The organism is Clostridium sp. CM042 (assembly GCF_055080995.1).
The window spans coordinates 119,494-142,770 of the sequence record NZ_CM143646.1 but is presented as its reverse complement, the minus strand read 5'-3'; the positions used below and the strand labels follow the sequence as shown (position 1 = coordinate 142,770).

General features: G+C 28.5%; 34 protein-coding genes. 1 reads left to right on the top strand and 33 read right to left on the bottom strand.

Annotated elements, in window-relative coordinates:
- Positions 1–4: 4 nt before the first annotated feature.
- The 27 genes from ACWJJ7_RS00795 to ACWJJ7_RS00665 form a co-directional block, all read right to left on the bottom strand.
- Positions 5–457, bottom strand: a complete 453-nt coding sequence (locus tag ACWJJ7_RS00795; protein ID WP_462963494.1) for an arginine repressor — start codon at positions 455–457, stop codon at positions 5–7.
- Positions 426–1,307 (bottom strand): NAD(+)/NADH kinase, encoded by an 882-nt coding sequence (locus ACWJJ7_RS00790; protein WP_462963493.1) that lies wholly within the window; start codon positions 1,305–1,307, stop codon positions 426–428. Before ACWJJ7_RS00790 ends, ACWJJ7_RS00795 begins: the two co-directional genes overlap by 32 nt.
- Positions 1,308–1,345: 38 nt before the next feature.
- Complete coding sequence (locus ACWJJ7_RS00785) at positions 1,346–2,179, bottom strand: TlyA family RNA methyltransferase (protein ID WP_462963492.1); 834 nt, start codon at positions 2,177–2,179, stop codon at positions 1,346–1,348.
- 35 nt (positions 2,180–2,214) lie between these two features.
- Entirely contained in the window at positions 2,215–4,077 is a 1,863-nt protein-coding gene (gene dxs, locus ACWJJ7_RS00780; protein ID WP_462963491.1) for a 1-deoxy-D-xylulose-5-phosphate synthase, read from the bottom strand.
- A gap of 157 nt (positions 4,078–4,234) precedes the next feature.
- Positions 4,235–5,104: a polyprenyl synthetase family protein gene (locus ACWJJ7_RS00775; protein WP_462963490.1), complete on the bottom strand. Its 870-nt coding sequence runs from the start codon at positions 5,102–5,104 to the stop codon at positions 4,235–4,237.
- 47 nt (positions 5,105–5,151) lie between these two features.
- Positions 5,152–5,385, bottom strand: coding sequence for an exodeoxyribonuclease VII small subunit (locus ACWJJ7_RS00770; RefSeq protein WP_462963489.1), 234 nt, complete (start codon positions 5,383–5,385; stop codon positions 5,152–5,154).
- Positions 5,385–6,590 carry an exodeoxyribonuclease VII large subunit gene (gene xseA, locus ACWJJ7_RS00765; protein ID WP_462963488.1) on the bottom strand — a complete coding sequence of 402 codons (1,206 nt, stop codon included), beginning with the start codon at positions 6,588–6,590 and terminating at the stop codon, positions 5,385–5,387. Before xseA ends, ACWJJ7_RS00770 begins: the two co-directional genes overlap by 1 nt.
- On the bottom strand, positions 6,580–7,428 hold the full coding sequence (locus ACWJJ7_RS00760) for a bifunctional 5,10-methylenetetrahydrofolate dehydrogenase/5,10-methenyltetrahydrofolate cyclohydrolase (RefSeq protein ID WP_462963487.1): 849 nt from the start codon (positions 7,426–7,428) through the stop codon (positions 6,580–6,582). The genes xseA and ACWJJ7_RS00760 overlap by 11 nt, the downstream gene beginning before the upstream one ends.
- A gap of 148 nt (positions 7,429–7,576) precedes the next feature.
- The gene (nusB, locus tag ACWJJ7_RS00755) at positions 7,577–7,972 is read right to left on the bottom strand and encodes a transcription antitermination factor NusB (protein WP_462963486.1); all 396 of its coding nucleotides are present in this window, start codon (positions 7,970–7,972) and stop codon (positions 7,577–7,579) included.
- 97 nt (positions 7,973–8,069) lie between these two features.
- Positions 8,070–8,459: an Asp23/Gls24 family envelope stress response protein gene (locus ACWJJ7_RS00750; RefSeq protein ID WP_462963485.1), complete on the bottom strand. Its 390-nt coding sequence runs from the start codon at positions 8,457–8,459 to the stop codon at positions 8,070–8,072.
- A gap of 81 nt (positions 8,460–8,540) precedes the next feature.
- The gene (locus ACWJJ7_RS00745) at positions 8,541–9,044 is read right to left on the bottom strand and encodes a SpoIIIAH-like family protein (RefSeq protein ID WP_462963484.1); all 504 of its coding nucleotides are present in this window, start codon (positions 9,042–9,044) and stop codon (positions 8,541–8,543) included.
- Between the two features lie 38 nt (positions 9,045–9,082).
- Positions 9,083–9,733: a stage III sporulation protein AG gene (gene spoIIIAG, locus ACWJJ7_RS00740; RefSeq protein ID WP_462963483.1), complete on the bottom strand. Its 651-nt coding sequence runs from the start codon at positions 9,731–9,733 to the stop codon at positions 9,083–9,085.
- Positions 9,734–9,785: 52 nt separating this feature from the next.
- Complete coding sequence (gene spoIIIAF, locus ACWJJ7_RS00735) at positions 9,786–10,379, bottom strand: stage III sporulation protein AF (protein ID WP_462963482.1); 594 nt, start codon at positions 10,377–10,379, stop codon at positions 9,786–9,788.
- Between the two features lie 60 nt (positions 10,380–10,439).
- Entirely contained in the window at positions 10,440–11,585 is a 1,146-nt protein-coding gene (gene spoIIIAE, locus ACWJJ7_RS00730; RefSeq protein ID WP_462965053.1) for a stage III sporulation protein AE, read from the bottom strand.
- Positions 11,586–11,633: 48 nt separating this feature from the next.
- Entirely contained in the window at positions 11,634–12,017 is a 384-nt protein-coding gene (gene spoIIIAD, locus ACWJJ7_RS00725; RefSeq protein WP_462963481.1) for a stage III sporulation protein AD, read from the bottom strand.
- A gap of 9 nt (positions 12,018–12,026) precedes the next feature.
- Positions 12,027–12,224 (bottom strand): stage III sporulation protein AC, encoded by a 198-nt coding sequence (gene spoIIIAC, locus ACWJJ7_RS00720; protein WP_165412083.1) that lies wholly within the window; start codon positions 12,222–12,224, stop codon positions 12,027–12,029.
- Between the two features lie 15 nt (positions 12,225–12,239).
- The gene (spoIIIAB, locus tag ACWJJ7_RS00715; protein WP_462963480.1) at positions 12,240–12,758 is read right to left on the bottom strand and encodes a stage III sporulation protein SpoIIIAB; all 519 of its coding nucleotides are present in this window, start codon (positions 12,756–12,758) and stop codon (positions 12,240–12,242) included.
- Position 12,759: 1 nt separating this feature from the next.
- On the bottom strand, positions 12,760–13,680 hold the full coding sequence (gene spoIIIAA, locus ACWJJ7_RS00710; protein WP_462963479.1) for a stage III sporulation protein AA: 921 nt from the start codon (positions 13,678–13,680) through the stop codon (positions 12,760–12,762).
- 174 nt (positions 13,681–13,854) lie between these two features.
- Entirely contained in the window at positions 13,855–14,412 is a 558-nt protein-coding gene (gene efp, locus ACWJJ7_RS00705) for an elongation factor P (protein ID WP_165412085.1), read from the bottom strand.
- Between the two features lie 271 nt (positions 14,413–14,683).
- Positions 14,684–15,106 (bottom strand): hypothetical protein, encoded by a 423-nt coding sequence (locus ACWJJ7_RS00700; protein ID WP_462963478.1) that lies wholly within the window; start codon positions 15,104–15,106, stop codon positions 14,684–14,686.
- A 2-nt stretch (positions 15,107–15,108) separates the two neighbouring features.
- Complete coding sequence (locus ACWJJ7_RS00695) at positions 15,109–15,558, bottom strand: hypothetical protein (protein ID WP_462963477.1); 450 nt, start codon at positions 15,556–15,558, stop codon at positions 15,109–15,111.
- Between the two features lie 6 nt (positions 15,559–15,564).
- On the bottom strand, positions 15,565–16,341 hold the full coding sequence (locus ACWJJ7_RS00690) for a hypothetical protein (protein WP_462963476.1): 777 nt from the start codon (positions 16,339–16,341) through the stop codon (positions 15,565–15,567).
- Between the two features lie 30 nt (positions 16,342–16,371).
- On the bottom strand, positions 16,372–16,818 hold the full coding sequence (locus tag ACWJJ7_RS00685) for a hypothetical protein (RefSeq protein ID WP_462963475.1): 447 nt from the start codon (positions 16,816–16,818) through the stop codon (positions 16,372–16,374).
- Positions 16,808–17,251 (bottom strand): prepilin-type N-terminal cleavage/methylation domain-containing protein, encoded by a 444-nt coding sequence (locus tag ACWJJ7_RS00680; protein ID WP_462963474.1) that lies wholly within the window; start codon positions 17,249–17,251, stop codon positions 16,808–16,810. The genes ACWJJ7_RS00685 and ACWJJ7_RS00680 overlap by 11 nt, the downstream gene beginning before the upstream one ends.
- On the bottom strand, positions 17,248–17,682 hold the full coding sequence (locus ACWJJ7_RS00675; RefSeq protein ID WP_462963473.1) for a prepilin-type N-terminal cleavage/methylation domain-containing protein: 435 nt from the start codon (positions 17,680–17,682) through the stop codon (positions 17,248–17,250). The genes ACWJJ7_RS00680 and ACWJJ7_RS00675 overlap by 4 nt, the downstream gene beginning before the upstream one ends.
- Positions 17,675–18,130 carry a prepilin-type N-terminal cleavage/methylation domain-containing protein gene (locus tag ACWJJ7_RS00670; protein WP_462963472.1) on the bottom strand — a complete coding sequence of 152 codons (456 nt, stop codon included), beginning with the start codon at positions 18,128–18,130 and terminating at the stop codon, positions 17,675–17,677. The genes ACWJJ7_RS00675 and ACWJJ7_RS00670 overlap by 8 nt, the downstream gene beginning before the upstream one ends.
- Positions 18,130–18,333, bottom strand: a complete 204-nt coding sequence (locus tag ACWJJ7_RS00665) for a type II secretion system F family protein (protein ID WP_462965052.1) — start codon at positions 18,331–18,333, stop codon at positions 18,130–18,132. The genes ACWJJ7_RS00670 and ACWJJ7_RS00665 overlap by 1 nt, the downstream gene beginning before the upstream one ends.
- 306 nt (positions 18,334–18,639) lie before the next feature.
- Between ACWJJ7_RS00665 and ACWJJ7_RS00660 the strand changes: the two genes are divergently transcribed.
- Entirely contained in the window at positions 18,640–18,966 is a 327-nt protein-coding gene (locus ACWJJ7_RS00660) for a hypothetical protein (protein WP_462963471.1), read from the top strand.
- 227 nt (positions 18,967–19,193) lie between these two features.
- On the opposite strand, the gene ACWJJ7_RS00655 is transcribed toward ACWJJ7_RS00660, so the two are convergent.
- From ACWJJ7_RS00655 to ACWJJ7_RS00630, 6 genes are all read right to left on the bottom strand, one after another.
- Complete coding sequence (locus ACWJJ7_RS00655; protein WP_462963470.1) at positions 19,194–19,853, bottom strand: hypothetical protein; 660 nt, start codon at positions 19,851–19,853, stop codon at positions 19,194–19,196.
- Positions 19,854–19,885: 32 nt separating this feature from the next.
- Positions 19,886–20,137 (bottom strand): hypothetical protein, encoded by a 252-nt coding sequence (locus tag ACWJJ7_RS00650; RefSeq protein WP_462963469.1) that lies wholly within the window; start codon positions 20,135–20,137, stop codon positions 19,886–19,888.
- Between the two features lie 105 nt (positions 20,138–20,242).
- The gene (locus ACWJJ7_RS00645; protein ID WP_462963468.1) at positions 20,243–21,097 is read right to left on the bottom strand and encodes a P63C domain-containing protein; all 855 of its coding nucleotides are present in this window, start codon (positions 21,095–21,097) and stop codon (positions 20,243–20,245) included.
- A gap of 316 nt (positions 21,098–21,413) precedes the next feature.
- Positions 21,414–21,959, bottom strand: a complete 546-nt coding sequence (locus tag ACWJJ7_RS00640; protein WP_462963467.1) for a type II toxin-antitoxin system VapC family toxin — start codon at positions 21,957–21,959, stop codon at positions 21,414–21,416.
- Complete coding sequence (locus ACWJJ7_RS00635) at positions 21,952–22,293, bottom strand: STAS-like domain-containing protein (protein WP_462963466.1); 342 nt, start codon at positions 22,291–22,293, stop codon at positions 21,952–21,954. The genes ACWJJ7_RS00640 and ACWJJ7_RS00635 overlap by 8 nt, the downstream gene beginning before the upstream one ends.
- Before the next feature lie 16 nt (positions 22,294–22,309).
- Positions 22,310–23,209: a hypothetical protein gene (locus ACWJJ7_RS00630; protein WP_462963465.1), complete on the bottom strand. Its 900-nt coding sequence runs from the start codon at positions 23,207–23,209 to the stop codon at positions 22,310–22,312.
- Positions 23,210–23,277 lie beyond the last annotated feature (68 nt).

Below are 23,277 nucleotides of genomic sequence, written 5' to 3'. Positions count from 1 at the left end.
CCTCCTATTCACTAATCATTTTTTTAATTTTTTGGAGTATCTCTTTTGTCTCTTCTTCTTTTCTAACTAATATAAAAACAGTGTTATCTCCAGCTATAGTACCTACAATACCATTGAATTTTAAAGAATCTAAAGCTTCAGCTGCAGCAGCTCCAGCTCCTGATATCGTTTTTAACACTATAAATTTATCTACGTGGTCAACATAAAGAACTGTTTGAGAAAAAATATTAACTAATTTATTTGATAAGAAACTATCAGCCGGCGAACTAGTCGCATACTTGTGAGTTCCATGTGCATTCATAACCTTAATTAATTTCAATTCCTTTATGTCCCTCGATACAGTTGCTTGAGTAATATCAAATCCATTGTTTTTAAGTTCTTCTGCTAACTGTTCTTGAGTTTCAATCTCTTTACCTTGAATAATCTCAATTACTTTTGCATGACGTGAAATCTTCATTTTTTTCTCCCTCACAATCCATTGTTCTAGAAATTATTTTTTTTCTCAAAATTTTAAAATAATTATAATCATTAAATTTAACCAATCTACACTTTTTATTTGAAACACTTACTAATATTTCCTCATAATTATTTAGCTTTATTGCCCGTTGTCCATCTAACGTCAAAAATATGCTTTCATGTTCACTTTTTATACTTATAGATATTTTACTATTACAGTCCAGCACTATAGTTCTCATAGATAAAGTTAATGGACAAATAGGAGTTACAGCTATAACATCTAAGTTAGGATAAATTATAGGACCTCCTGCTGATAATGAATATGCTGTTGAACCTGTTGGCGTAGATATTATAAGTCCATCCCCCGTAAACTCAATGTAAAACTTATTATCTATGTGTAGTTCATATTTAACAACTCTCGCTAGTGTTCCCTTTGATACAATTATATCATTTAAAGCAGTATATTCTTCAGTTTTATCTCGATATGGCAAAGTGCAATTAAGCATCATTCTGTCTTCTACATAATAATCATCTTCACTAAATCTTTTCATAGCATTTTCAAACTCTAGTAGCTCCACACTGGAAAGAAATCCCAAATTGCCTATATTCACACCTAAAATTGGAATATTAGAGTTGTTTAAATTTCGTGATGTTCTTAAAATAGTTCCATCTCCACCTAAAGCAATAATAATATCTAAATCGTTATATTTTATATTTTCAAGGCCAATTGAATCTTTAAATATAAGTATGTTAGTATCATCTATATATTTACTAATAATACTTTTTACATATTCACTTATTTTCCCATCTTTATCCTTAGTTGTATTTATATTAATGCCAATTTTTTTCATATTTCCTCCTTGCCACTTTCTATAGCATATATCAACTATTAATTTTTATCTTCGCTTAGCCTATTTAAGTCTTTATGAGCTTCACTAACTATGTGAGTTATATCGTCTTCAATATAATTAACATATTTCTCTTTAGATTTTGTAAAATAAATTAAATATTCAATATTACCATTAGGTCCTTTTATGGATGAGTAATTAACATTAATAACCTTTACATCTAGACATCTCAAAAGGTTTAAAACTCTAACTATTACCTTTACATGTTCACTAGGTTTTTTAACCACACCTTTTTTATTTACGATGCCTACACCTACTTCAAATTGTGGCTTTAATAGTGCTACAGCGCTACCATCATTATTTAATAGGTTAAGTAAATTTGGAATAACTTTTTCCAGGGATATAAATGATACATCAATGCTTGCAAAGTCGGCAAGTTCTCCTATACTATCTACATTTAAATATCTTATGTTTGTATTTTCCATGGATACTACCCGCACGTCGCCTCTCAATTTATCATCTAACTGATTTGTTCCAACATCTATAGAGTATACCCTGCATGCTCCATGTTGAAGCATGCAATCTGTAAATCCGCCTGTAGATGCACCTATATCTAGGCAAACTTTAGCTTTAAGGTCAATATCGAAAGAATTTATAGCCTTTTGAAGCTTTAATCCACCCCTACTTACATAAGGAATATCTTCTCCTATGAATTCAATAGTAGATGATATATCTACTTTTTTCCCACATTTAGTAGTCATAATACCATCCACAAATATATTTCCGGAAATTATATTTTCCTTTGCTCTTTCTCTTGAAAATAAAATTCCCCTTTTAACTACAAGAACATCTAATCTTTGTTTATCTTCTAACATAAAAAACTCCTTAAGAATCCACTAAAGTGCATTATTTAAACTAACTTTAAAATACTTTCAAAAATTCCATCTACATCTAGTTTATGTACTTTATACAGTATGTCAACTGTTCCGTGAGGAATAAATTCATCTTTAAATCCTAAATTAATGACCCTTGTTTTTTTCGTAAGTGAATTCACATATTCTAGTACTAAAGAACCTAATCCTCCATGCACAAGATTATCTTCTATAGTTACTAAAGAATAATTTTTATTCACTAGCTCTAAAATTAGTGCTTTATCAATAGGTTTAATAAAACACGCATTAATTACAGTAGCTTCTACTCCTATGTTGCTTAATTTTTCTCTAACTAAAATAGCATTTTGAACCATTTTACCTGTAGCTATAAATGCTATTTTGCCTCCACCTAAAAGAGTTTCCCATTTCCCTCTCTTAAAGTTTTCAATAGGAGACATTTTAACATTGCAATTATCCCCACCCCTTGGGTATCTTATAGCAATTGGATAATCTTGTTTAACTGCAAAAGTGAGCATTGACTTCAATTCACTTATACATTTAGGAGCCATAATTGTCATATTTGGAATATGAGATAAATATGATAAATCAAATACTCCTTGATGTGTTTCTCCATCGGCGCCAACAATGCCCGCTCTATCTATAGCAAAAATAACAGGCAATCTTTGAAGGCATACATCATGTACAATCTGATCATAAGCCCTCTGAAGAAAAGTAGAGTAAACTGCAAAAATAGGTTTTAAACCTTGTGTTGCCATCCCTGCCGCCATAGTAACTGCATGTTGCTCTGCAATTCCTACATCAAAAATTCTATTACTAAACTCTTTTGAAAACATTTCTAGCCCTGTACCTTCAGGCATTGCAGCTGTTATTGCTACTATGTTCTTATTTTCCTTGGCAAGATGCATAATTTGTTGTCCAAATGCATCCGAGTAACTTTCCTTGTGGCTACTGCATAGCTCTCCAGTTAAAGCATTAAATGGTCCTATTCCATGAAATTTATTCGGTTCTTTTTCTGCAAATTTATAACCCTTGCCCTTTTTAGTTATAACATGAATAATAACTGGTCCATCTATTTCTTTAGCTAGCTTCAATACCTTACTTACTTCTTTAATATCATGTCCATCTATAGGTCCTAAATATTTAATACCCATATGCTCAAAGAGCATACCTGGCACCACAACCTGTTTAATTCCATTTTTAAGCTTTTGAATTGAACTAACCATACCGTCTCCTACGCTAGGAATTTTTCTAAGAGTAGAATTTATTTCTTTTTTTATTCTATTATAAGTTGGATCAATTCTAAATTGGCTTAAATACTTAGACATGCCTCCAACGTTTTTAGAAATAGACATTTGATTATCATTGAGAACAATAATCATTTTAGTTTTCCTAAATCCTATGTCATTTAAAGCCTCAAAAGACATACCTCCTGTAAGTGCACCATCCCCTATTACCGAGATAACGTTATAATCTTCCTTTTGTAAATCTCTAGCCCTTGCAATGCCGAGTCCTGCAGAAATAGAGGTACTACTGTGCCCTGATTCAAATATATCATATTTGCTTTCTTCTTTTTTAGGAAAACCACTTAATCCACCAAAATTTCTAAGTGTATCAAATTTATCTTTTCTTCCTGTAAGAATTTTATGTACATAAGATTGGTGACCTACATCCCATATTAATTTGTCTTTATCCAAATCAAAAACATTGTATAAACTTAATGTTATTTCTACTACACCCAAATTAGAAGCTAAATGCCCTCCAGTTTTAGATACTTTTTCAATTAGAAAACTTCTAATTTCTCCTGCAAAAACATTTAACTCTTGTATAGACATTTTTTTCACTGCATTTATGTCATTAAAATCATCTAAAATTTTACTCATATATATCTATCCTCTTTTATTAATTATATTATCATCCCCACATTTATGGGGATATTATATCATATAATAATATTTAATTCAAAAGCTGTTTCGACTTAAAATGCAATTTAATGACATTTAAGGTGTAGTTCATTAATCAAAGAACATTAGTTAATTTTCAATATTCCCTTTTTAATAAAAATTCCGTCATTTCTTCTAGATACCTTGTATTCACCTTAAGTTTTTTTAATATTTCAAAACACTCTTCACTTAAATCACTACACTTTTCCTTACATTTTTCCAAACCATACATGGTTATAAAAGTAGTTTTATTATTACATTCGTCGCTTTTTACATTTTTACCTAGAACACCAACATCTCCAATTACATCTAATATATCATCCTTAATTTGAAATGCCAAACCTAATTTGTCACCATACTCTTTTAAATCGCTTAAATCTTCTTCACTAGCATTGCCTAAGATAGCACCACATATTATTGCTACTTTAATTAGTTCTCCAGTTTTATTTCTATGCATATACAGAAGTTCTTCCTCTGATATTGCGATACCTTCACTTAAAATATCACAAATTTGTCCAGCTATCATCCCCTGAGCTCCAGAAGCTTTTGCTATGAAGGTACTTGCTTTAATTTTATTTAAACTTCCATCTAAACATTGATTTAGCATTATTATCATTGCCTCATTTAATAATCCATCTCCTGCGAGTATCGCAATTGCCTCTCCGTAAATTTTGTGATTTGTAGGCTTTCCTCTGCGCAAATCATCGTTATCCATGCTAGGAAGATCATCATGAATAAGGGAATATGTATGAATCATTTCCAGGGCCGCTGCAAAAGGTAAAATATCTCTATAATCTTCCTTGTACATATTATATGTAAGAATCATTAAAATTGGTCTGACTCTTTTCCCTCCGACTTTTATACTATAAATCATCGATTCGAAATTTCTATTGTCAATTTCTGGTTTATCGTCAAAATAATCATTTATCCAGTGTTCTACTTCACCTTTTAGCAATTTTATATTCATTGTATCCCTTCTTTTCATTATAGGTTATAAAAATAATAAAGTGTAATCTAATCTTTAACGACATCCTCGAGAGTCATAAAATCTCTTTCACCTTCAGCTGTTAATATCTTTATTTTACCTTCTGTATCATTTAAAATTTTGTATAAACTGTTGCAGATTTTTATACCTTCTTCATAATTAATCATAGTTTGTTCTAACGTAACTTCATTACCATCCATCAGGTCTACAATTTCTTCAAGTCTTATCATCATGTTTTCATAAGATTCTTTTTTCTTTGCCATTAGAACTCCTCCAAATTGCTTACATTAAATATACCACTACCGTCCTTTAATGTAATTTTCACCTCTTTTATATTTTTCAAATCACTAATTTCACTAATAACTTCATTTTCATTATTTTGAAGTACCGCATATCCCTTATTCAATACATTTAAAGGGTTATGAGCATGCAAAAGAGCATTGAACTTGGAAAGTTTCTGCTTTTCTAGTGAAATTTTCGCATTAAACTTATAACTTAGATTTTCTTTTAAATTATCTATATGAGTATATTGATTAACTATAAAATTTAAAGGATTATTTATTTTCAAAGTTTTATTTAATAAATCAACTTTATTATATTCTTTATTAACCTTAAATCCCACAGATTTTAGTAACAGTTCTCTAAGTGATTTAATTTCATTATTTAACTCTTTTAAATTTCTCACAGCAATTTCTGCTGCGGACGATGGAGTCGGCGCTCTAAGGTCGCTTACGAAATCTGCTATAGTAAAGTCCGTTTCGTGACCAATTCCAGTAATTATAGGTATTTTAGATTTATAGATTTCATAAGCTAAATTTTCTTCATTGAATGCCCATAATTCCTCTATGGATCCTCCCCCTCTTGCAATAATGATTAAATCAACATTGCTTAATGAATTAAAATATTTTATACCTTGTGCAACATTTTCACTAGCATTTACACCTTGAACAATTGCTGGGTATATAAGCATATTAACCTTTAAGTTACGTCTTGTGGCTACATTAATAATATCTTTAACTGCAGCCCCTGTTGGGGATGTAATTATTCCTATTCTATTAGGAAATGAAGGTATACTTTTCTTGTGTACTTTATCAAATAATCCTTTTTTCTCTAATTTCTCTTTTAGATTTTGAAAAGCTAAATATAACTGCCCTTCTCCATATGGCTCCATAGAGTCACAATAAAGCTGATATGACCCCTCTTTCTCATAAACCGAAACCCTACCGCTGATGATAACATTCATGCCATCTCTAGGTATAATATTAAGTTTAAAAGCCTGCGATTTAAACATTACACAATTTATCTTTCCAAATGCATCTTTTAATGAAAAATATATGTGCCCACTAGAATGCAATTTTACATTAGATAGTTCTCCTTTAACATTAGAATTTTTTAATATAAAGTCACTATCTATTACTTTCTTAATATATCCATTAAGGTCAGTTACTGTTAATACTTTAATAAACATTATCCCTCCATGCCATGCAAGCATTTTTTATAAGCATTGTCGTAGTCATTAGTCCCGTTCCACCTGGTACTGGGGTAACATAACTTGCATGATTAATAACATCATCAAAACATACATCCCCAGTTACTTTATTATTCACCATTGTAGTCCCAACATCTACAACAACTGCTCCTTCTTTAATAAAATCACTTGTTACAAAACCTGGTTTACCTATTGCGGCAACTATTATATCTGCTGTCTTACAAATTCCCTTTAAGTTTGTTGTTTTAGAATGACATATGGTTACTGTTGCATCTTCATTAAGCAGCAATTGTGCTCCTGGTTTTCCAACAATATTGCTTCTACCAATAACAACAGCATGTTTCCCTTTAATAATGCATCCAGTATTTTTAATCATTTCAATGACACCTAAAGCAGTGCAAGGAATAAAACTTTTCTCTCCCTTATAAAATCTGCCCATATTTACATCACTTAATCCATCAATATCCTTTTTATATGAAATTTTAGAAGTGATTTCCTTCTCATTAAACTTTTTCGGTAAAGGCAATTGAATGATTATACCATCCACAGTATTATCTTCATTCAATTTTTCTATGATATCTACAATATCTTTTTGATCAACATCTTTATCCAAGTGAATACAAGTATAAGATATACCTAATTTATTGCAGAGGTTATTCTGACTTTTTACATATGACGTGCTACCTCCATCGTCACCTACTAATACGGTTTTAATTGATGGCACTCTAAGTCCCTTACTAATCCCGTCGTTTATAACTGACTTAATTTCATCTCTGTACTTTTCAACTATCATCTTTCCATTAACTTTAATTCCCATATTATCCTCTCCTTGTTATGCATTTTTAAAATACTAATTATTATAAGAAAGTTCTAACATACTTTCAAAATTCCTCTTTTTACAAAAAAAATAACTAGTCAAAGATGCCCTAGTTATTTTATTGTTATTTAATTAATCTTGCCTTTTTTTAAATCATCTTCGCTAAGATACCATTTATAAAAGCTGGGGAGCTATCTTCCCCATATTTCTTAGCAAGTTCTATTGCCTCATTTACAGAAACCTTACCTGGTATTTCTTCCTCGAATAATATTTCATATGCACCTATTCTTAAAATAGCTAGATTCATTTTTGATAGTCTAGGCAACTTCCACTTAATTAAGTGCTTTTCAATATTTTCATCAATTTCCTTACCATTTTCATGAATCCCGGCTAGTGTCTCGGTAATATACGACATATCAATATCATTTAAATCAACATCTGTGTTCTCTTTAAAATTTTCAATTATCTCCTCATAATTTTCTTTATTTATTGACATTTCAAAAAGTAATTTCATTGCTATTTCTCTTGACTTTCTTCTATTCATTAGTAATCCTCCTAATTTTCTCATCTTAAATTATACTTTTAAATAAAAATAACAAGCATAGTAATAAACACCCTCTGATTACAGAGGGTGTTTATTACTATGCTTCTATTTCCTCTAGCTTTTCTGTTTTAGATAATACAACATTTTGTACATACACATTTACGGCTGCTACTGTAAGGCCTGTCATAAGCTCTACAGATTTTTTTACATTTATTTGTGCTTTTTCAGTTACTTCCGGAATTTTAATACCATATTCAACTACAACGTGTAAATCAATTACTGCACTATTTTCTCCTACATTGACTTTAACGCCCTTAGATAAATTTTTCTTTCCGCTTAATATTTGAGTTATTCCACCAACGAGACTAGCACTCATACCAACGATTCCCTGTATTTCAGCAACAGCGAGTCCTGCTATTACACTAACCACATCCTCGGATATCTTAACAGTGCCCATTTCTGTTTCATTTAAAATTTTATCTTCCATATTAGTACCCCCTTATTTAGCTTAGGTAATACATGACAATGCTATATTTATTATATCAGATAAATATAGCATTTACAATTATTATTGTTTGATTTTAACGTCAATTTTTTCTAATTTTGTTTTGTTCATTACAACATCATTAATGCTACGAAGTTCTTCCTCTGAAAGTTGTTTTTTATCACTTTTAACTAATATTTGTACCTTATCATCTACTATACTGCACATTGCTTCTTCAAACCCTAGAGCTTTTAGTGCAAGTTCTATGTCTGATTCATTCTGTGAAGCCATTGATATGTTTAGGTATTTCTCAGCCGCAATTGCCTTTTGTGCTTTTGGAGTATTAGTATCATCAATTAAAGCTTTAATCGTTTGAAGAGTACTTACATTGTCTTGATTTCTTGATAATTTTGCTTCTTCAAAATAGGATGAAGTACCTTTAGTTTCTTTTAAAGATATCGCACTCTTCTCACTACTAAAATCACCATCATTTACATATAATGGTCCATTCACCTTTGTCGCAAGATACCCTGCAAACACAATAAGCACTACCAAAGCTACAATTATACCAGACTGTTTTTTATTCATAATATTCCCCCCCATCTACCTTTCTTTGAAATTATATGCTACTTATTCATAGGATATACATTAACTTTGCTTTTAGGTAAATTAAATAAATTAATTACCGCCTGACTAATTCTAAGTTCAGTGACTTTTTCATTTGATCCTTCTGCCACTACACATACACCAGTAATGACAGGCTTAAATTTCTTTACAATTAATGGTGCATTTTCATTTCCATTATTGGACATAACAACAGTACTTCCGTTGTTTTCTTGAGTGATGTTTCTTTTTCCGCCTGTTGTATCATTTTCTTGTGTAAGACTTTTAGAATCATTAACATTTACTGCTGGAACACTCTCCTCTCCGCTCTCAAAATAGATCATAAGCTGTACCTTTCCAACTCCTTCAATTCCTTCAAGTGTTGATTTAAGTTTGCTTTCTAATTGTGCTTCATAATCATTTAACTGTAGTGCTTTATTTTCCTTAACAATTTTATCATTTTGTGCATCTCCTGCGACAGCTGAAGTTTGCTTTGGAGATTTAAAAAAACTACTTGCTAAAATTATTACAACTGCCACTAAAATCACTAATACCAAGTTTCCCAATAGCTTGTCAGATTTTTTGATTTTATCGTTTTTATTGTTGCCTTGACCACTATTTAATTTTGTTTTAATATACTCAGTAAATTTACTAAGCAAATTATCATTGTTCATAGAATCCCCCCCTCCTTTCTTACTTTTATATACTGATTAACAATTATAGGTTTTATGAATTTAATTTATAAACAGTAATATCATCACCAGGTATCTTGAATTTACTACTTAGGAGCCTCTTTATTTTGTTTCCTTGTTCACCCTGAATAATATTTTTTTTAGATGCATTTACACTTTTTGTATTAATCTCTATGTTTTCTATATTTTTAACCCCTTTTTCTGCAATTCCAATTTCAACCGTACTAATATTAAATATTTGATCTTTATTATCGTAAACAATCTCTATATCAGCATTATACTTATTTTCTGGATATTCCTCTTCTAAGTTTATAATACATTCATTCTCTAAATTCTTTTTAAAATTTTCTGTTGTATTAAGTATATTAATATCTTTATACTTTTTAATATCTTTTTCGGGATTACTACCCTCCATGTAAGTTGTTGCTTTATTTGAATAAGCGTTAAAATCAAAGTCCTTATCAAAAATCTTCATTATAGGATTTATAATTACCACAATTAACATCAGTCCTAATACAAATTTAGCATATTTTTTCATGCTATTGTCTGGTAAAATCATCTCCACTGCAGTAATGAAAAATATAGCAATGGTAATGTTTGTTACCCAGACTTTTAATAATTCTATCAAATTATCACCACCTCCTTTATGAGCAAATTGACATATCACGCTAAATATTTTTCTTGATTATTAGCTTATTATGCCTTTCCCAGTTGAAGCTACTATTGCAACCATTATGAAAAACATTACACTTACTGATATTACACAGGACATTAAAAGAAGAATAGAATCACCTACTGAATTCATACAATCTACTGTGCGGCTGTCACTTATTGGTTCAATTAATGCAGCTGCAAATTTATATAAAAAAGCCATAATTAACAGTTTTATAATAGGGAATAAAACAATTACTATAATAATAACTAACCCTAACCCACTTATAGCATTTTTTAAAAGAAGTGAGTATCCGGCTACCGTTGAAATCGCATCAGATAAACATTTTCCAACTACAGGTATAAAATTATCTACTGCAAATTTTGCTGTTTTTATAGTAACTTGATCTATGGTTTTTGCCGCTATGCTTCTTAAACTAATTACCCCAATAAATACTGTCATCACTATTCCTTGTGACCAAATAGCAATTTGCTTAAAAAGCTTTGTTAAATTATTTATCTTATAATCACTGGATATGTTCTTAACAAATTGAAGAACAAAGCTCATAAATATTATAGGAATGATCATATCTACATAAATTCTAGAACTTAGGGTAGCAAAACCCATTATTATAGGATCTAGTAAGGTTGCTTCTGCAAATCCTCCCACACTAGCTAGGAGCATCATTAATACTGGCATAAGTGCCGCCATAAAATCTGTCATATTAAGAATAGTATTTTTAGCCAGTTCTACTACTATATAAAAGCTTTTAGTTATCATCACGATCATTACACCATAACACGCAAAATAAGCGATATTAGATAAACCCTCTTTATTAAAGGCACTTTGAAGATTATTAAGTAACGCGCATATAATCGCAATAATCATAAGACTACCTATTAACTCCATTGATGCAACCACTTCTTTAAATGTGAATCTAATAACGTAATTAGATGTTTCTTTAAAACTAAAACCATTTTCACCAGTTTTTATAAATTGTTCTACAAAAGTTCGTGGGTCCATATCATTAAATATTTCATATTTTGTTTTTATGTTAGTAATATACTCATATAAATTGCTTATTTCTTTTTCTTCTTTTTCTCCTAGTTTACCTGGTTGTGTGGCTTGTACACTAATAGGCAAACATATTAAAAATAGTAAAATTATTATTATTTTTTTCATATTATACCTCTGCATTAAAATTAGTAATATTTTTTTCATACTATACCTCTACATTATTTTCAAAATAGATTGCATTACTGCCATCAAAATAGGAATTGCCAAAACTAAAATTAATATTTTCCCAGAAAATTCCACCTTAGCTGCAATGCTATTCTCACCAGCATCCCTGCAAATTTCACTACAAAAGGAAGCTAAATAGGCAATGCCAAGTATTTTAAAAACTGTGTTTAAATACACAACATCAATATTGGCCTTATTTGCTAATGTTTGCAAAAAACCCATTATTATTGTAAGTTTGTTTATCATAAATAAAAAAATTAATATTCCGGCTGCAATGCTAACTTGAATAGCTAAATCATCCCTTCTACCTTTAAATATAAGTACAATAAATAATGCTGTGAAAGCAAATGCAACAATTTTAATTATTTCCATTATATCCTCCTAAAACTGAAACAAAGTTTTTACAGAAGCAAATAGCTTGTTTACTAAATTTATCACCATTATAAGGAGTAGAATTACTCCTGCTAAATTTGCAACTACAGCAATATCCTCCTTGCCGCCACTTTTTAAAACCTTATCAATAATAATGATTAGAATACCTGTTGCCCCTATTTTAAACAGCAAACCAACATCTAACACTTAAAAACCTCCTCCCTATATTAGTACTATTACCAGCATTGCTCCAAAAGAAAATCCTAAATATCTGTACATTTTTATATTTTTGTTCATAAATTCTTCTGATATTTTAATTTGTTTTTTTAAATTTGCTATAGTCAAAGAAAAAATATTATTTTGCCCTTCAATATCAGATTCTCCTAAGGTTTTAGTTAAATCTAAAATAACATTTATGTCATCAGAGTTTAAATATAATCTATTTTTCATTAAGTTTACTGCACTATTCGTGGCCTCATATACATTCTCATATTCATTGTCAGATAGTAATTCACTGGTTTTATTAAAAAGTTCCTTTATAGGCTCTTTACTTTTATGTGCTATATTTTTAAAAGCATCCGGCAAAAGAGCATGTACATAAGTTATTTCATTTTGTAGTTGATAAACTGCCCTTTGAACTTCATTTAACTGAAAAACCCTATACTTTAATCTTTCACTGTATATAAATCCAGCCATAGTTGAAGCACCTAATATTACAGCACATCCAATTATTTTAATCATATTATGACCTCCATATATCTTTACCCTTAGTAAAATCATAAATACACTCTATTGTTCCAATTCCTTTTTTGTTACTAAGAACTATACCTCTTGAAAATACGTAATTTTCCACAATATCTTTAAAAACTAATCTTTTATACAAATCCTCAATTCCGAAGCCATGAATAGTTGTAATTAAACTAATTCCAGAATTTAATGCCATTAAAATACTCTCCATATCCTTTTGGGTTCCAATTTCATCACAAACTATAACATCAGGTGACATACTTCTAATTGCCATCATAATTCCTTGGCTCTTTGGACAATTATCTAACACATCCGAACGCACTCCCACATCCATTTGCGGTATTCCTTTAAAAGATCCAGCTATTTCTGATCGTTCGTCAATTATAGAAACATTTTCACCGTTAAAATTTTTATTTTTATCCCCCTGTGATATTTGCCTCGAAATATCTCTAAGTAGAGTCGTTTTACCACATTTAGGAGGAGATATAATAATTGTATTGTGTACTAAATTATTATAAGTAATATAAGGCATCACTTTATCAGCACAGCCGATAATTTCTTTACATGCTCTTATGTTTATAGATGAAATGTCTTTAATAGTTTTAATGCTATTGTTTTCAATAACACAAATCCCACATAGTCCAACCCTATGTCCACCTTTTATAGTTATATATCCTTGTCTAATTTCATCTTCAAAAGCATATATTGAGTAATTGCTTATCCTCTGCATTATGTATTTTATATCTTCTGGAGTTGCGATATAATCCCAGATTTCTTCTTTACTTCCAATATGAATAAACAGAGGCTTGTTTACTTTTATCCTAATTTCTTCAAGTTGCTGCAAATTATCAATCTGTTCCAATTTACTTCTAATAGTCTTAGGTAATATTTCAAATAAATCTTTTGTAGCCAACATTTTTCTCACCCTCTCATATATAATTTCTATTTTACCACCTTGTAAAATATTCCATATAATCTATTTTTTTAATGTGATTCAAATTAATTTAGTCATCTGAAAAAAATATATGTCTTAACCCTCAAAAAAAGAACAAAAAAAAAGAACCAAATTGGTTCTTTTAAAATATATGATTTATACTCTTAGCATGTAGTCGCCATTTCTAGTATCTATTCTTATAGTTTCACCTTCATTAACGAACATTGGAACTTGAATTATTGCACCTGTTTCCACAGTAGCGGGTTTTGTTACACTTGAAGATGTGTTACCTCTAACTCCAGGTTCAGTGCTAGTTATAACTAATTCTACAAAGTTTGGAGCTTCTACTGAAAAAGCATCATCCTTATAAAATTTTATTATAGCAAACATATTTTCTTTTAAGTATTTTATGGCATCTTCTACTTTTTCATAGTTAAGTGGTATTTGTTCAAATGTTTCTTGATCCATAAAGTAGTATAATCCTTCTGATGCATATAAATATTGCATTTCTTTTCTTTCTATAACTGCTTCTTGCAATTTTGTAGTTGGGTTAAATGTTTTTTCTGTAACCCCTTGGTTAATAACATTTCTTAATTTAGTTCTAACAAATGCAGCTCCCTTACCTGGTTTTACATGCAAAAAATCTATTACGGTGTAAACTTGTCCACCTTCATCAAATGTAGTTCCTTTTCTTATGTCTCCCGCTGATATCATTGTGTATCCCTCCAAAATTCATTAGTAATTCAATTAACCATTTATATTATAACCTTACTCGATAAATTAATACCAATTTTTATAACCACTCTAGATAAAAACATTACAGTGGAACAATATTATTTTATCAAAACTTAATGACATTTGCAAATATAATTGTATATTATTTAAAAATATTGCATCTTTTTTATAAAAATACTATTCTAAGTCCATACAGCTTCAAAAAACAAATATATCCAATTTTTTATAAGAAAATCAGATATATTATAAATTACTTATTCTTTTTAAAATCAATACTTACATTTGTAGTATTAGTATCTTTATTAATACTAATACTCTTAACCCCTAAAAAATTTTCACTTTCATCTAAAGCAGATAATGAACTTCCCAATAATTTTATATCTCCTTTGTAATTCACTTCAACATTACATTTCTCATTTTCCATCATATTAATAGATTTCATTTCAAAATCTTTGTTTTCTATTAGACATTCCAAAATATCACTGTATCCATATTTCTCCACATTATTATCATTTTTGTCCTTTGTAACATTTTCGTTTTTTGAAACATTAAATACCACCTGTTTTTTATATTCAATAAATTTATTCTTCACAAAAATAAGTTTAAAAGATAACATTGCCATTAACATTAATAATATAGCTAATGTTCCCTTGAATTTTCGATTTTTACACATTTTTATACCTCTAATATAACTTTGAAGTTAAAATTCCCTTCATCTTTATTATTTGGAGTTAAATTTTTTATTGAATACTGATTTTCTATATATCTTATCACATTAACATATTCCTCATAACTCTTAACTTCAATGTCTATTTCCAAACCAGCTTTAGTTATAATAATATTTTCGTAACTAAACTTTTTTTCCTCAAAAAAACCACTGAGTTCTTTGTATTTTTCTATAGTAATTATACCGGGCTCATCAGTTTTTACCACATTAATATTATTTTTATTTTCGTTAACTTGCTCTTGCTCTATAATCTTTATTTTATTAGAAATATTTAGTATAAAGAATATTAAAAAAATGTTTGCTATTAAAGTTACTATAATGCATACTTTTATTTTTTTATTTCTTATAATATCTTTCTTATCTATGTACCAATTTGGAATGAATGTTCTTTTTATCATACCTTTCTACCCTCTTACTATTATATATTTTAGCAATTCTTCCCGCTTTAACTCACCTAATATTTGATGATTTAATCCTAAATATTTAAATTCATCAATATTCAATTCTTCAATATTTGCATAATATATCTTCTCACATAGTTTTGCATAATCATTGTACTGCTCTAAAAATTTGTTCATTACATTTGAGAATTTAAATAATAGTAAGTCCTTAACACTTATAATATTATTAACCACGATTTCATCATTATGACATATTAAAAAATACAAATTGCAATTATAATAAAAAACTAGTACATAGTTTCTCATATTCATTTGGTTAGAATAATAGTTTTTAAAGCAAAACTGAATTAAGTTTACTTTTTTCAGATTAATATTATTATTAATGCTGTCTTCTAAAATATCTAATCTATTTCCATTTAGACAAAAAACTAATACTTCCATATTGAATTTGTCTTCTTTAATCAACTTATAGGTAAATGCAATATGATCTATGTCCTTATAATAATATCTTAATTCATTTTTAATCATACCATTAATTAGATATTTTTTAACTAAAGGCAATTTTACTAGCTTAATGTATACTGTCTCGCCTTCAACAAGAACATATAAATTTCTATCTTTTATATCAATTTTAAAATCTTTTATATTCAGAGTGTCCTTGTAATACGTATTTTCACAAGCAATCTTTACAGCTTTATTTAATATAGTGCTTTTAGAAAATTCTGTACCTGATATTCTTTGCTTTGAAACTTCTAAAATCATATTTTTTCTAAATTTCATTTTTTACCTCCCTCATTTACAAAAATATAATCAAATTTTGTAAATATATTCAGTTTTTATAAATATAATCTGAAACTTTTCATCAATAATTTCTAATTTAAAATAATCATTTCTAGTTGTCCTATATTGGTCAAATGTTTTAAAAATTAATTCATTTGTTTTTTTAGAGTAAATCACCTTAGCTGTATCATGCTCTATTGTTTTATACTCTGATATGTCGCCTGTAGAATCACAAAAAACCTTAGTTGTTCCATCTGCTTTTATTTTCTCCTTATTTTCATTAATATAAGTAAAAAATAAAGTCATTAAATATTCTTTGTCTCTTTGATAATTATCCTCTTTTAATATATGTTTTTTATTACTTGCAGAATACTCCACCTCTGACATTTGAATATCAAATATATACATCATGATAGTTAAGCAGATAATCCCTAACAAAATCGTATAAATCAATATAAATCCCTTTTTAGTTTGCATTTTCTATCGCCAAACACCTCTCAATACTTTGCCCGTTGTACCAAACCACTTTAATATAAAGAATTTTCCCAGATTTTATAGCCACAAAATCTTTCACATCATCAATAATTGTATTATTGCCCAAATTACTCGTTTTGTTAGAAGAAATAATAAGTTTCTCATTAAGCCGTTTTATATATTTGGGACTACTTCCTTTGTAATAATTTATTGTAATAATATTTCCAGCAGTTTCTACTTCTCTGGCATTCTGATTCACTCCTTTTTCTATTATACATATGGCATCATTCAAATAATTAAATCCCCTGTTTTGTAATATACTATTTTTATAACTTTTCACATAAGATATAAGCAAACTACCTACCACCCCTACCATTAAAAATGCCAAGGCCATAGCAACTACTATTTCTATAAGTGTAAATCCCTTTTTCTTCATTTATAGTCACCTTTATAGAAACTACACTGTAATTCTGAAATATTGTTTAGCTTGCCAGAATATAATGAAAGATTTAGCTTATAAACCTTCTTATCTGGACCTGAAAATGTTAAGCTCATATACGGACCAGAAACAGGCTGCTGATCTGAAAACACATTCCTTACATCAGTTTTAATCTTATCAACGCCCATGTTTTCTTTGTTTATATAAAATTTATTATCTGTTTTTAACTGCTCTAATTCTTCATATGTCATAGAGTATATAATATTGTTTTTTAAAGTTTCCATTACAATCACATTATTATTCATAGTTTTAATATCCTTTTTCATATTTAAAGAAGCTATTTCATAAGACATCATGCAAATGAAAATAATGGAGAATACTGCGAGGCTGCACAATACCTCCACTAATGTAAATCCCCTTTTACTCAATAATTTTAATATATTCCGTACCTACTCTCACCGTAATTTTATGTTTCACTAAATTATTTTCCTTTAAGGTTATTGTGTACGCCTCCTTAATATAGCCCTTATTATCAATACCCATTTTACTTTGGTCCACATTTACATTATCTAACATTATCTTATTTGATAATGCTAGATTGTTTATCGGCACCCCATCAGCATGTAACATCATTTGATTTCCTGGTATATCAAAAGTTATAACTGCACTACAATAATTTTTTTTGCAATATATTTTTGAATTATTAATAAAACTTACTACAGCATTACAATAATAATCTGCATCTATTTTGTTTTTTATTGTTTTATAATATTGTACAGAAATAACGCTACATCCCACAATTATGCTCATAATAGACATAACTATTATCATCTCAATTAATGTAAATCCTCTACTCATAAATTTGCTTTTCTTCATTAGAATTTACCCGCAGCGTCCATAACATTTAACATGGGTAGCATAACAGCTAATATAATCGTGCCAATCATAATTCCTAAAAATATTATTAGAATTGGCTCTAATAGTACTGTGGCTTTCTCTACATTTTCCTGAGCATCTTCATAGAAGATATCTGCAGCTGTTAAAAACATTTCATCTAAATTCCCCGTTTCTTCGCCTATTTTTAGTATCTAGTGTACAACTCGCTACACCGATTGATTTTACTTGTTTTATACATAGACTACATATAATCTATGTATATATTGTTTATGATTATAATTAATTCACAATTAGAGGATATTACTTTTCTGTTATTCCATAAAATACAAACAATTCGAATCTATATTTAATCTGCCACATTCTTATTTCAATAAATTTAGATGGAATAATTTTTTAAAAAATTGGCTCTATTAAAGTTGCATGCATATTTCATATATTTATTATTAGTGGTATAATTTAGTAAATAATATTGAAAGGAGTATACGACTATGAACATTAACATATTTGAAGAATTAAATAATCTAACTATCGGTTTAAAGCAACAAGGCATTACAAATATTAAACCAATATTTATAACATCAATTGGTATTATTAGTGGTAATATAAAAGCAATATCAGATGTCCCTATAAAATCAAATTCTAAACAAGTAGAAGTTTCATATACTGTTAGAGATTCGAAAGATATTGCCTTAAATCTTGAGGATGTTGAAATTAGACCTATTAACAATCCGTCGAGTGTTATTCATTTCCCACAATTAATTTTATTTATAAATCAAATTATTTCTTATTCATTAACAGATACAAATAGTTTTTAACGTCATTAGTACAAACAGGTTTAATAAAAATATTATGGCTTCTAAGTTGTTCATCTTTGAGCAACTTTTTCTTTTTTTCCATTAAAATTCGCTCCTTTTTATATCTAGCGTACAAGGTATGAAAGCTCCTTGTCGTAGCTTTGTTAATAAATAGATTACATGTAATCTATTTATTTTTTGCATTAAAAAAGACACCCTTTCGAGTGTTTTAATAATTAAATTTTAAATTATGGGTTTAATATTTTATGTTTTATAAATTTAGCGTAATCTTTTGTAATTACTAAAATATCTATAGCACCTCCACATGTAGCTAACCTTATATCAAACCTTTGATATTTAATTGTTACATCAATTAAAAACTCTGCGCAATCTATACCATCCTTTAACTGCATTAAGTTAAAATTGAAATTCATCGGTTTATTGCCAAGCAATAATTTAGCTAATGCTTCCGTTTCTCCATTCCACATAATAGCATATGGAGCATCTAAGCCTTTCTTATTTTGACGATTGACTGAATCATTTACAATTCTAAAAATGAACTGCTCATCTTCACAATATCCACATACATGGTATGTAACACCCTCTCCATGCTGTTTGATAGTGTAATCTTTTAACTTTATCGACACTTCTTCAACTGTGTCAGCATCTTTTACTTCATCAATTTCAAATATTCTTAAAAAATCACCGACAGATTTCCCCGAAATTATTGCATCTCCACAGCAAGATATTCCAAAATTAACCTTCTCCAAGAGAAATAGCTTCTGAGAATTATCACTTAGTATGAGTCTATCTACATTTCCATTTGGGAATGTAGATGTTCCAGTTAATCTACTATCTGTAGCCATAATTATCCCCTCAGGTATATAAACTGTTGAAATTATTGACATTGCAATCACCCCTTCAAAAGAAGTATTCTATATCAGTTACATTTTTCCCTTTTTTCACTAAAATTTCTCTCTATAAAATTATTCCCAACAATGTCCCCATTTTCTTCCAATTTATAATCAAATTTAAGAGATTCAATAAGTGTATCAATTTTGGAATAATTTTTTTCGGTATCTATAGTTATAATTATTTTCATATTAATTCCCTCCTGTTTCCATTTTTTAAGTAATGAATCTATCACCTTATATTTTATACAGTATTCCCATCCACCTCTAGAATTACCCATTGACTGCCAGTATAAACTAATAACCTATACCCTAAATTCCACTATAAACATCAGAATCACTATAAAATAAAAAGACCTTCTGAATAAGAAAGTCCTGAGTTTAACCTATATATCAATTTCTTTATTAAATTTTTCACTGGCCAAAAGCTTTAACTCCTTTATATCTTCACAAGATTTTGCCATACCTATAATTTGCCATATATGCTGAGTTAATTCTTTAGTCCCATATTGGTCATTTAACCACTGAAAATACTTTATATTGCGATTATATTTTGGAGGTTTAATCTCTCTTAAATATTTTGCAATGTCTTTATCTAATAAATCATATATTAAAGCATTAACTAATTTTGACCAATATTTTGGCCTCTTCTTTAAACTTCCTTTCCACTTTGTTAATCTACCAAATTCATACCATAAATCATCTGGAAATGTCTTTTCCCATTCTTTAGCCTTATCCATATCGTCAACTAAAAAATATTTCATTTTTAATTGTAGCTCTTTAGAATTTCTTTCTGCTTGATATCCCGTAACTTCATCTATTAAGGCTATAATACCTATCTTGGCCGTAGCTAAAATAAATTTATTCGCATTCTTAACAATTTCTTGTTGAGCTTCTGATAGCTTTTCATTATTTAAGTTGGCCGTTACAAATGCACTGCATACATCCATAAAATCTTCGGAGTTGTATCCTTTTTCTATTTTTTCATCAAATTCAAATTCTATAACCCCTTGAGGAGTTCTATCATGACTTTTATCTGTCAAAGGTTTCAATCTTTCAGGTAAATATTTAATTATATTTGATGATGCTAAATAATTACCGAACTTACCATGTTCCTTTTCTCTTAAAGCCTTTGTCAAACTAGATAATCTAAAAACTCTTTGTCCATCATCTAATACATAACATGGTAAATCATTAAATATTTCTAATACTCCAGATTTTATAACTTTTGGTGTCTTCATAATATTTATCCTTCCATCATTAGTAATATTGCTATATTATACTTAATAGTAGCAAATTATTTAATTAGTTGTTTATATATATCTAGTATACCATAAGATACATATGTCTATTTTATCATCATTAATTTTCACCCTCTTATATCTATGGAGCGAGGTACAAACCCCTTTGTCATGGTTGTATTTGTACATAGACTACACGTACTTTATATTGTTTAATATCCATAAAATATTTTATAATTTGTTTAGGTATAATAAAAAGCCCTTATTAATTAGGGGCTTTTTATTAACATATGTAATTATCTTTAATAGTAAACTTTTAGCTTGTCCAATTTGTAATTATATCTACAGTATTCTTAAAATACAAAAAATCTCTATCATTTGTTACTATTTTCAAATCATTGTCTTTACATAACTCAACAAAATATTTATCATTGAAATCATAGCTTGAGGTTTGACATAGTAGATTACTTGTATTTATAGTTGAAAATTTATCGTCTATTCTAATTGAGTATTTTAATATCTTTGCATTTATTAATCCACATACTTGAGCTGAAAAAACTTCATATTCCTTAGTATTTCTAAAGTCTTTTTTATAATTCTTGTACTTATTTGGATTAAGATTCTGTTTTATACCAAATTCAATTCTTGAATAAACATTGAAAAATTCCGATATAACCATCGCAGACGTATATATTAAACTCTTATTAGCTAATATTCTAGAAAAAAATGAATTATATTTATCAACAACTGCTTTATTATAATTTCCAACTGGACAAAATAAATAAAGCCATACATTCGTATCAAAAAAGAATTTTTCATCTTTTTTCGGTTCATACGATGAAATTGTAATTATATTACTCATCTTTAAATTCCTCCTTGATAATTTCAGTATACTCATTTTTCTTATCAAAAGTCATTTTAGCTCTTTCAATAACTTTTTTTAATAAAAATAGATCACTATCGGATATGTTTTCAAATTTTACAAATTGATTCAATTTATCAGAATTAAACTTCCCTAATAATTTTCCAATTGCATTGTTTAAAAATGCTGTTGTAATTAAATCAAGATTTGAAAAGTCTAAATTTACTTTCTCAGACCTTAAAATAAATTCCTTTACTTTATCATAAACTGTATCGCCATCTTCTGGTGAAACAGCAAACTCACTATTAATAAGCTCTTTTATATTTACTATCATAGTTTACCTCCCGATTTTAGAAAATATTTTCTATAAATTCATGAGCGTCTTTTTCATTTCGCGTCATATAAAAATTATTATCATTCATATTAACTTTTATATTTACAATAGTACCTGGAAACTTATTTTCAAAAGAATATATATACTGTTTTCCACAATTTTCTTCCCAGTATCCGTCAGATGAAATTATTTGAATCCTACCATCATTATTCTTTAAAAAATCCATTATAAGGGCTAATCCCATACCTCCAGTTTCGCCGGTTGCTCTAGTCGTATTACCTTCTATAGTTGCCCACAATATTGCATCTGTACCAGTAAGAACTTTTTTATTGAGTTTTTTTGATACATTCTTTAAAATAGTGATACCTAAATCTATTATTGTAAAGTAAATATATTTGTAATTAGGATAATATTGTCCACATGTAATTATTGTATCACAACAACCATGTGTTCTTGCATTTTGAAACAACTCTTCAAGAGCTCTTCTAAAATCTAATTTAAATTCTGGTGTCATAAGTACCTTTTTATCTATTTTGGGAATTAATTCTTCTCTTACGTGTTCTGAAAAGCCATTTCGATCGTCGGAGTTAAACTCTGTATATTTAATAGTAGAATTATGTATGTCTATATCTTTTCCAAGTCCAAATCTTTTATAAAAATTATTTTTCTTAAAAATTGTTTTTATAGAGTTATTTAAATTATTTACAAAAATAGTGTTTTTATTCTCAAATCCCTTCATAAATATAGTTCCCAATACTGAAGATAAATTTGCATCAAACCATATTGTATTCTTGAAATCAAAATAAATTGTTTTATTCTCTATATTACTTACTTTATTAAAACACATAATCAAAAAATCAAAGCTATTATAATCGTTTCTTATTTCACTTAGAACGTAGATATATTCTTCTTTCATAATAACAACTCACTTTATTATATTTTATTCTAATTATAGCATTATAATTACTAAATACGATAAGTTAG

Excerpts from the sequence above, each read along its gene's own strand:
- ACWJJ7_RS00745 (WP_462963484.1), bottom strand. The coding sequence starts at position 9,044 with ATGAATAAAAAACAGTCTGGTATAATTGTAGCTTTGGTAGTGCTTATT.
- ACWJJ7_RS00655 (WP_462963470.1), bottom strand. The coding sequence starts at position 19,853 with ATGTCAATAATTTCAACAGTTTATATACCTGAGGGGATAATTATGGCT.
- ACWJJ7_RS00760 (WP_462963487.1), bottom strand. The coding sequence starts at position 7,428 with ATGGGAATTAAAGTTAATGGAAAGATGATAGTTGAAAAGTACAGAGAT.
- ACWJJ7_RS00685 (WP_462963475.1), bottom strand. The coding sequence starts at position 16,818 with ATGCAAACTAAAAAGGGATTTATATTGATTTATACGATTTTGTTAGGG.
- ACWJJ7_RS00695 (WP_462963477.1), bottom strand. The coding sequence starts at position 15,558 with ATGATAAAAAGAACATTCATTCCAAATTGGTACATAGATAAGAAAGAT.
- ACWJJ7_RS00700 (WP_462963478.1), bottom strand. The coding sequence starts at position 15,106 with ATGTGTAAAAATCGAAAATTCAAGGGAACATTAGCTATATTATTAATG.
- ACWJJ7_RS00795 (WP_462963494.1), bottom strand. The coding sequence starts at position 457 with ATGAAGATTTCACGTCATGCAAAAGTAATTGAGATTATTCAAGGTAAA.
- ACWJJ7_RS00785 (WP_462963492.1), bottom strand. The coding sequence starts at position 2,179 with ATGTTAGAAGATAAACAAAGATTAGATGTTCTTGTAGTTAAAAGGGGA.
- ACWJJ7_RS00770 (WP_462963489.1), bottom strand. The coding sequence starts at position 5,385 with ATGGCAAAGAAAAAAGAATCTTATGAAAACATGATGATAAGACTTGAA.
- spoIIIAE (WP_462965053.1), bottom strand. The coding sequence starts at position 11,585 with ATGAAAAAAATAATAATAATTTTACTATTTTTAATATGTTTGCCTATT.
- xseA (WP_462963488.1), bottom strand. The coding sequence starts at position 6,590 with ATGTTTATTAAAGTATTAACAGTAACTGACCTTAATGGATATATTAAG.
- ACWJJ7_RS00640 (WP_462963467.1), bottom strand. The coding sequence starts at position 21,959 with ATGAGTAATATAATTACAATTTCATCGTATGAACCGAAAAAAGATGAA.
- ACWJJ7_RS00690 (WP_462963476.1), bottom strand. The coding sequence starts at position 16,341 with ATGAAATTTAGAAAAAATATGATTTTAGAAGTTTCAAAGCAAAGAATA.
- ACWJJ7_RS00790 (WP_462963493.1), bottom strand. The coding sequence starts at position 1,307 with ATGAAAAAAATTGGCATTAATATAAATACAACTAAGGATAAAGATGGG.
- ACWJJ7_RS00630 (WP_462963465.1), bottom strand. The coding sequence starts at position 23,209 with ATGAAAGAAGAATATATCTACGTTCTAAGTGAAATAAGAAACGATTAT.
- spoIIIAB (WP_462963480.1), bottom strand. The coding sequence starts at position 12,758 with ATGATTAAAATAATTGGATGTGCTGTAATATTAGGTGCTTCAACTATG.
- spoIIIAA (WP_462963479.1), bottom strand. The coding sequence starts at position 13,680 with ATGTTGGCTACAAAAGATTTATTTGAAATATTACCTAAGACTATTAGA.
- spoIIIAG (WP_462963483.1), bottom strand. The coding sequence starts at position 9,733 with ATGAACAATGATAATTTGCTTAGTAAATTTACTGAGTATATTAAAACA.
- ACWJJ7_RS00660 (WP_462963471.1), top strand. The coding sequence starts at position 18,640 with ATGAACATTAACATATTTGAAGAATTAAATAATCTAACTATCGGTTTA.
- ACWJJ7_RS00680 (WP_462963474.1), bottom strand. The coding sequence starts at position 17,251 with ATGAAGAAAAAGGGATTTACACTTATAGAAATAGTAGTTGCTATGGCC.
- ACWJJ7_RS00670 (WP_462963472.1), bottom strand. The coding sequence starts at position 18,130 with ATGAAGAAAAGCAAATTTATGAGTAGAGGATTTACATTAATTGAGATG.
- dxs (WP_462963491.1), bottom strand. The coding sequence starts at position 4,077 with ATGAGTAAAATTTTAGATGATTTTAATGACATAAATGCAGTGAAAAAA.
- spoIIIAD (WP_462963481.1), bottom strand. The coding sequence starts at position 12,017 with ATGGAAATAATTAAAATTGTTGCATTTGCTTTCACAGCATTATTTATT.
- ACWJJ7_RS00750 (WP_462963485.1), bottom strand. The coding sequence starts at position 8,459 with ATGGAAGATAAAATTTTAAATGAAACAGAAATGGGCACTGTTAAGATA.
- nusB (WP_462963486.1), bottom strand. The coding sequence starts at position 7,972 with ATGAATAGAAGAAAGTCAAGAGAAATAGCAATGAAATTACTTTTTGAA.
- ACWJJ7_RS00635 (WP_462963466.1), bottom strand. The coding sequence starts at position 22,293 with ATGATAGTAAATATAAAAGAGCTTATTAATAGTGAGTTTGCTGTTTCA.
- efp (WP_165412085.1), bottom strand. The coding sequence starts at position 14,412 with ATGATATCAGCGGGAGACATAAGAAAAGGAACTACATTTGATGAAGGT.
- ACWJJ7_RS00650 (WP_462963469.1), bottom strand. The coding sequence starts at position 20,137 with ATGGGTAATTCTAGAGGTGGATGGGAATACTGTATAAAATATAAGGTG.
- ACWJJ7_RS00775 (WP_462963490.1), bottom strand. The coding sequence starts at position 5,104 with ATGAATATAAAATTGCTAAAAGGTGAAGTAGAACACTGGATAAATGAT.
- ACWJJ7_RS00645 (WP_462963468.1), bottom strand. The coding sequence starts at position 21,097 with ATGAAGACACCAAAAGTTATAAAATCTGGAGTATTAGAAATATTTAAT.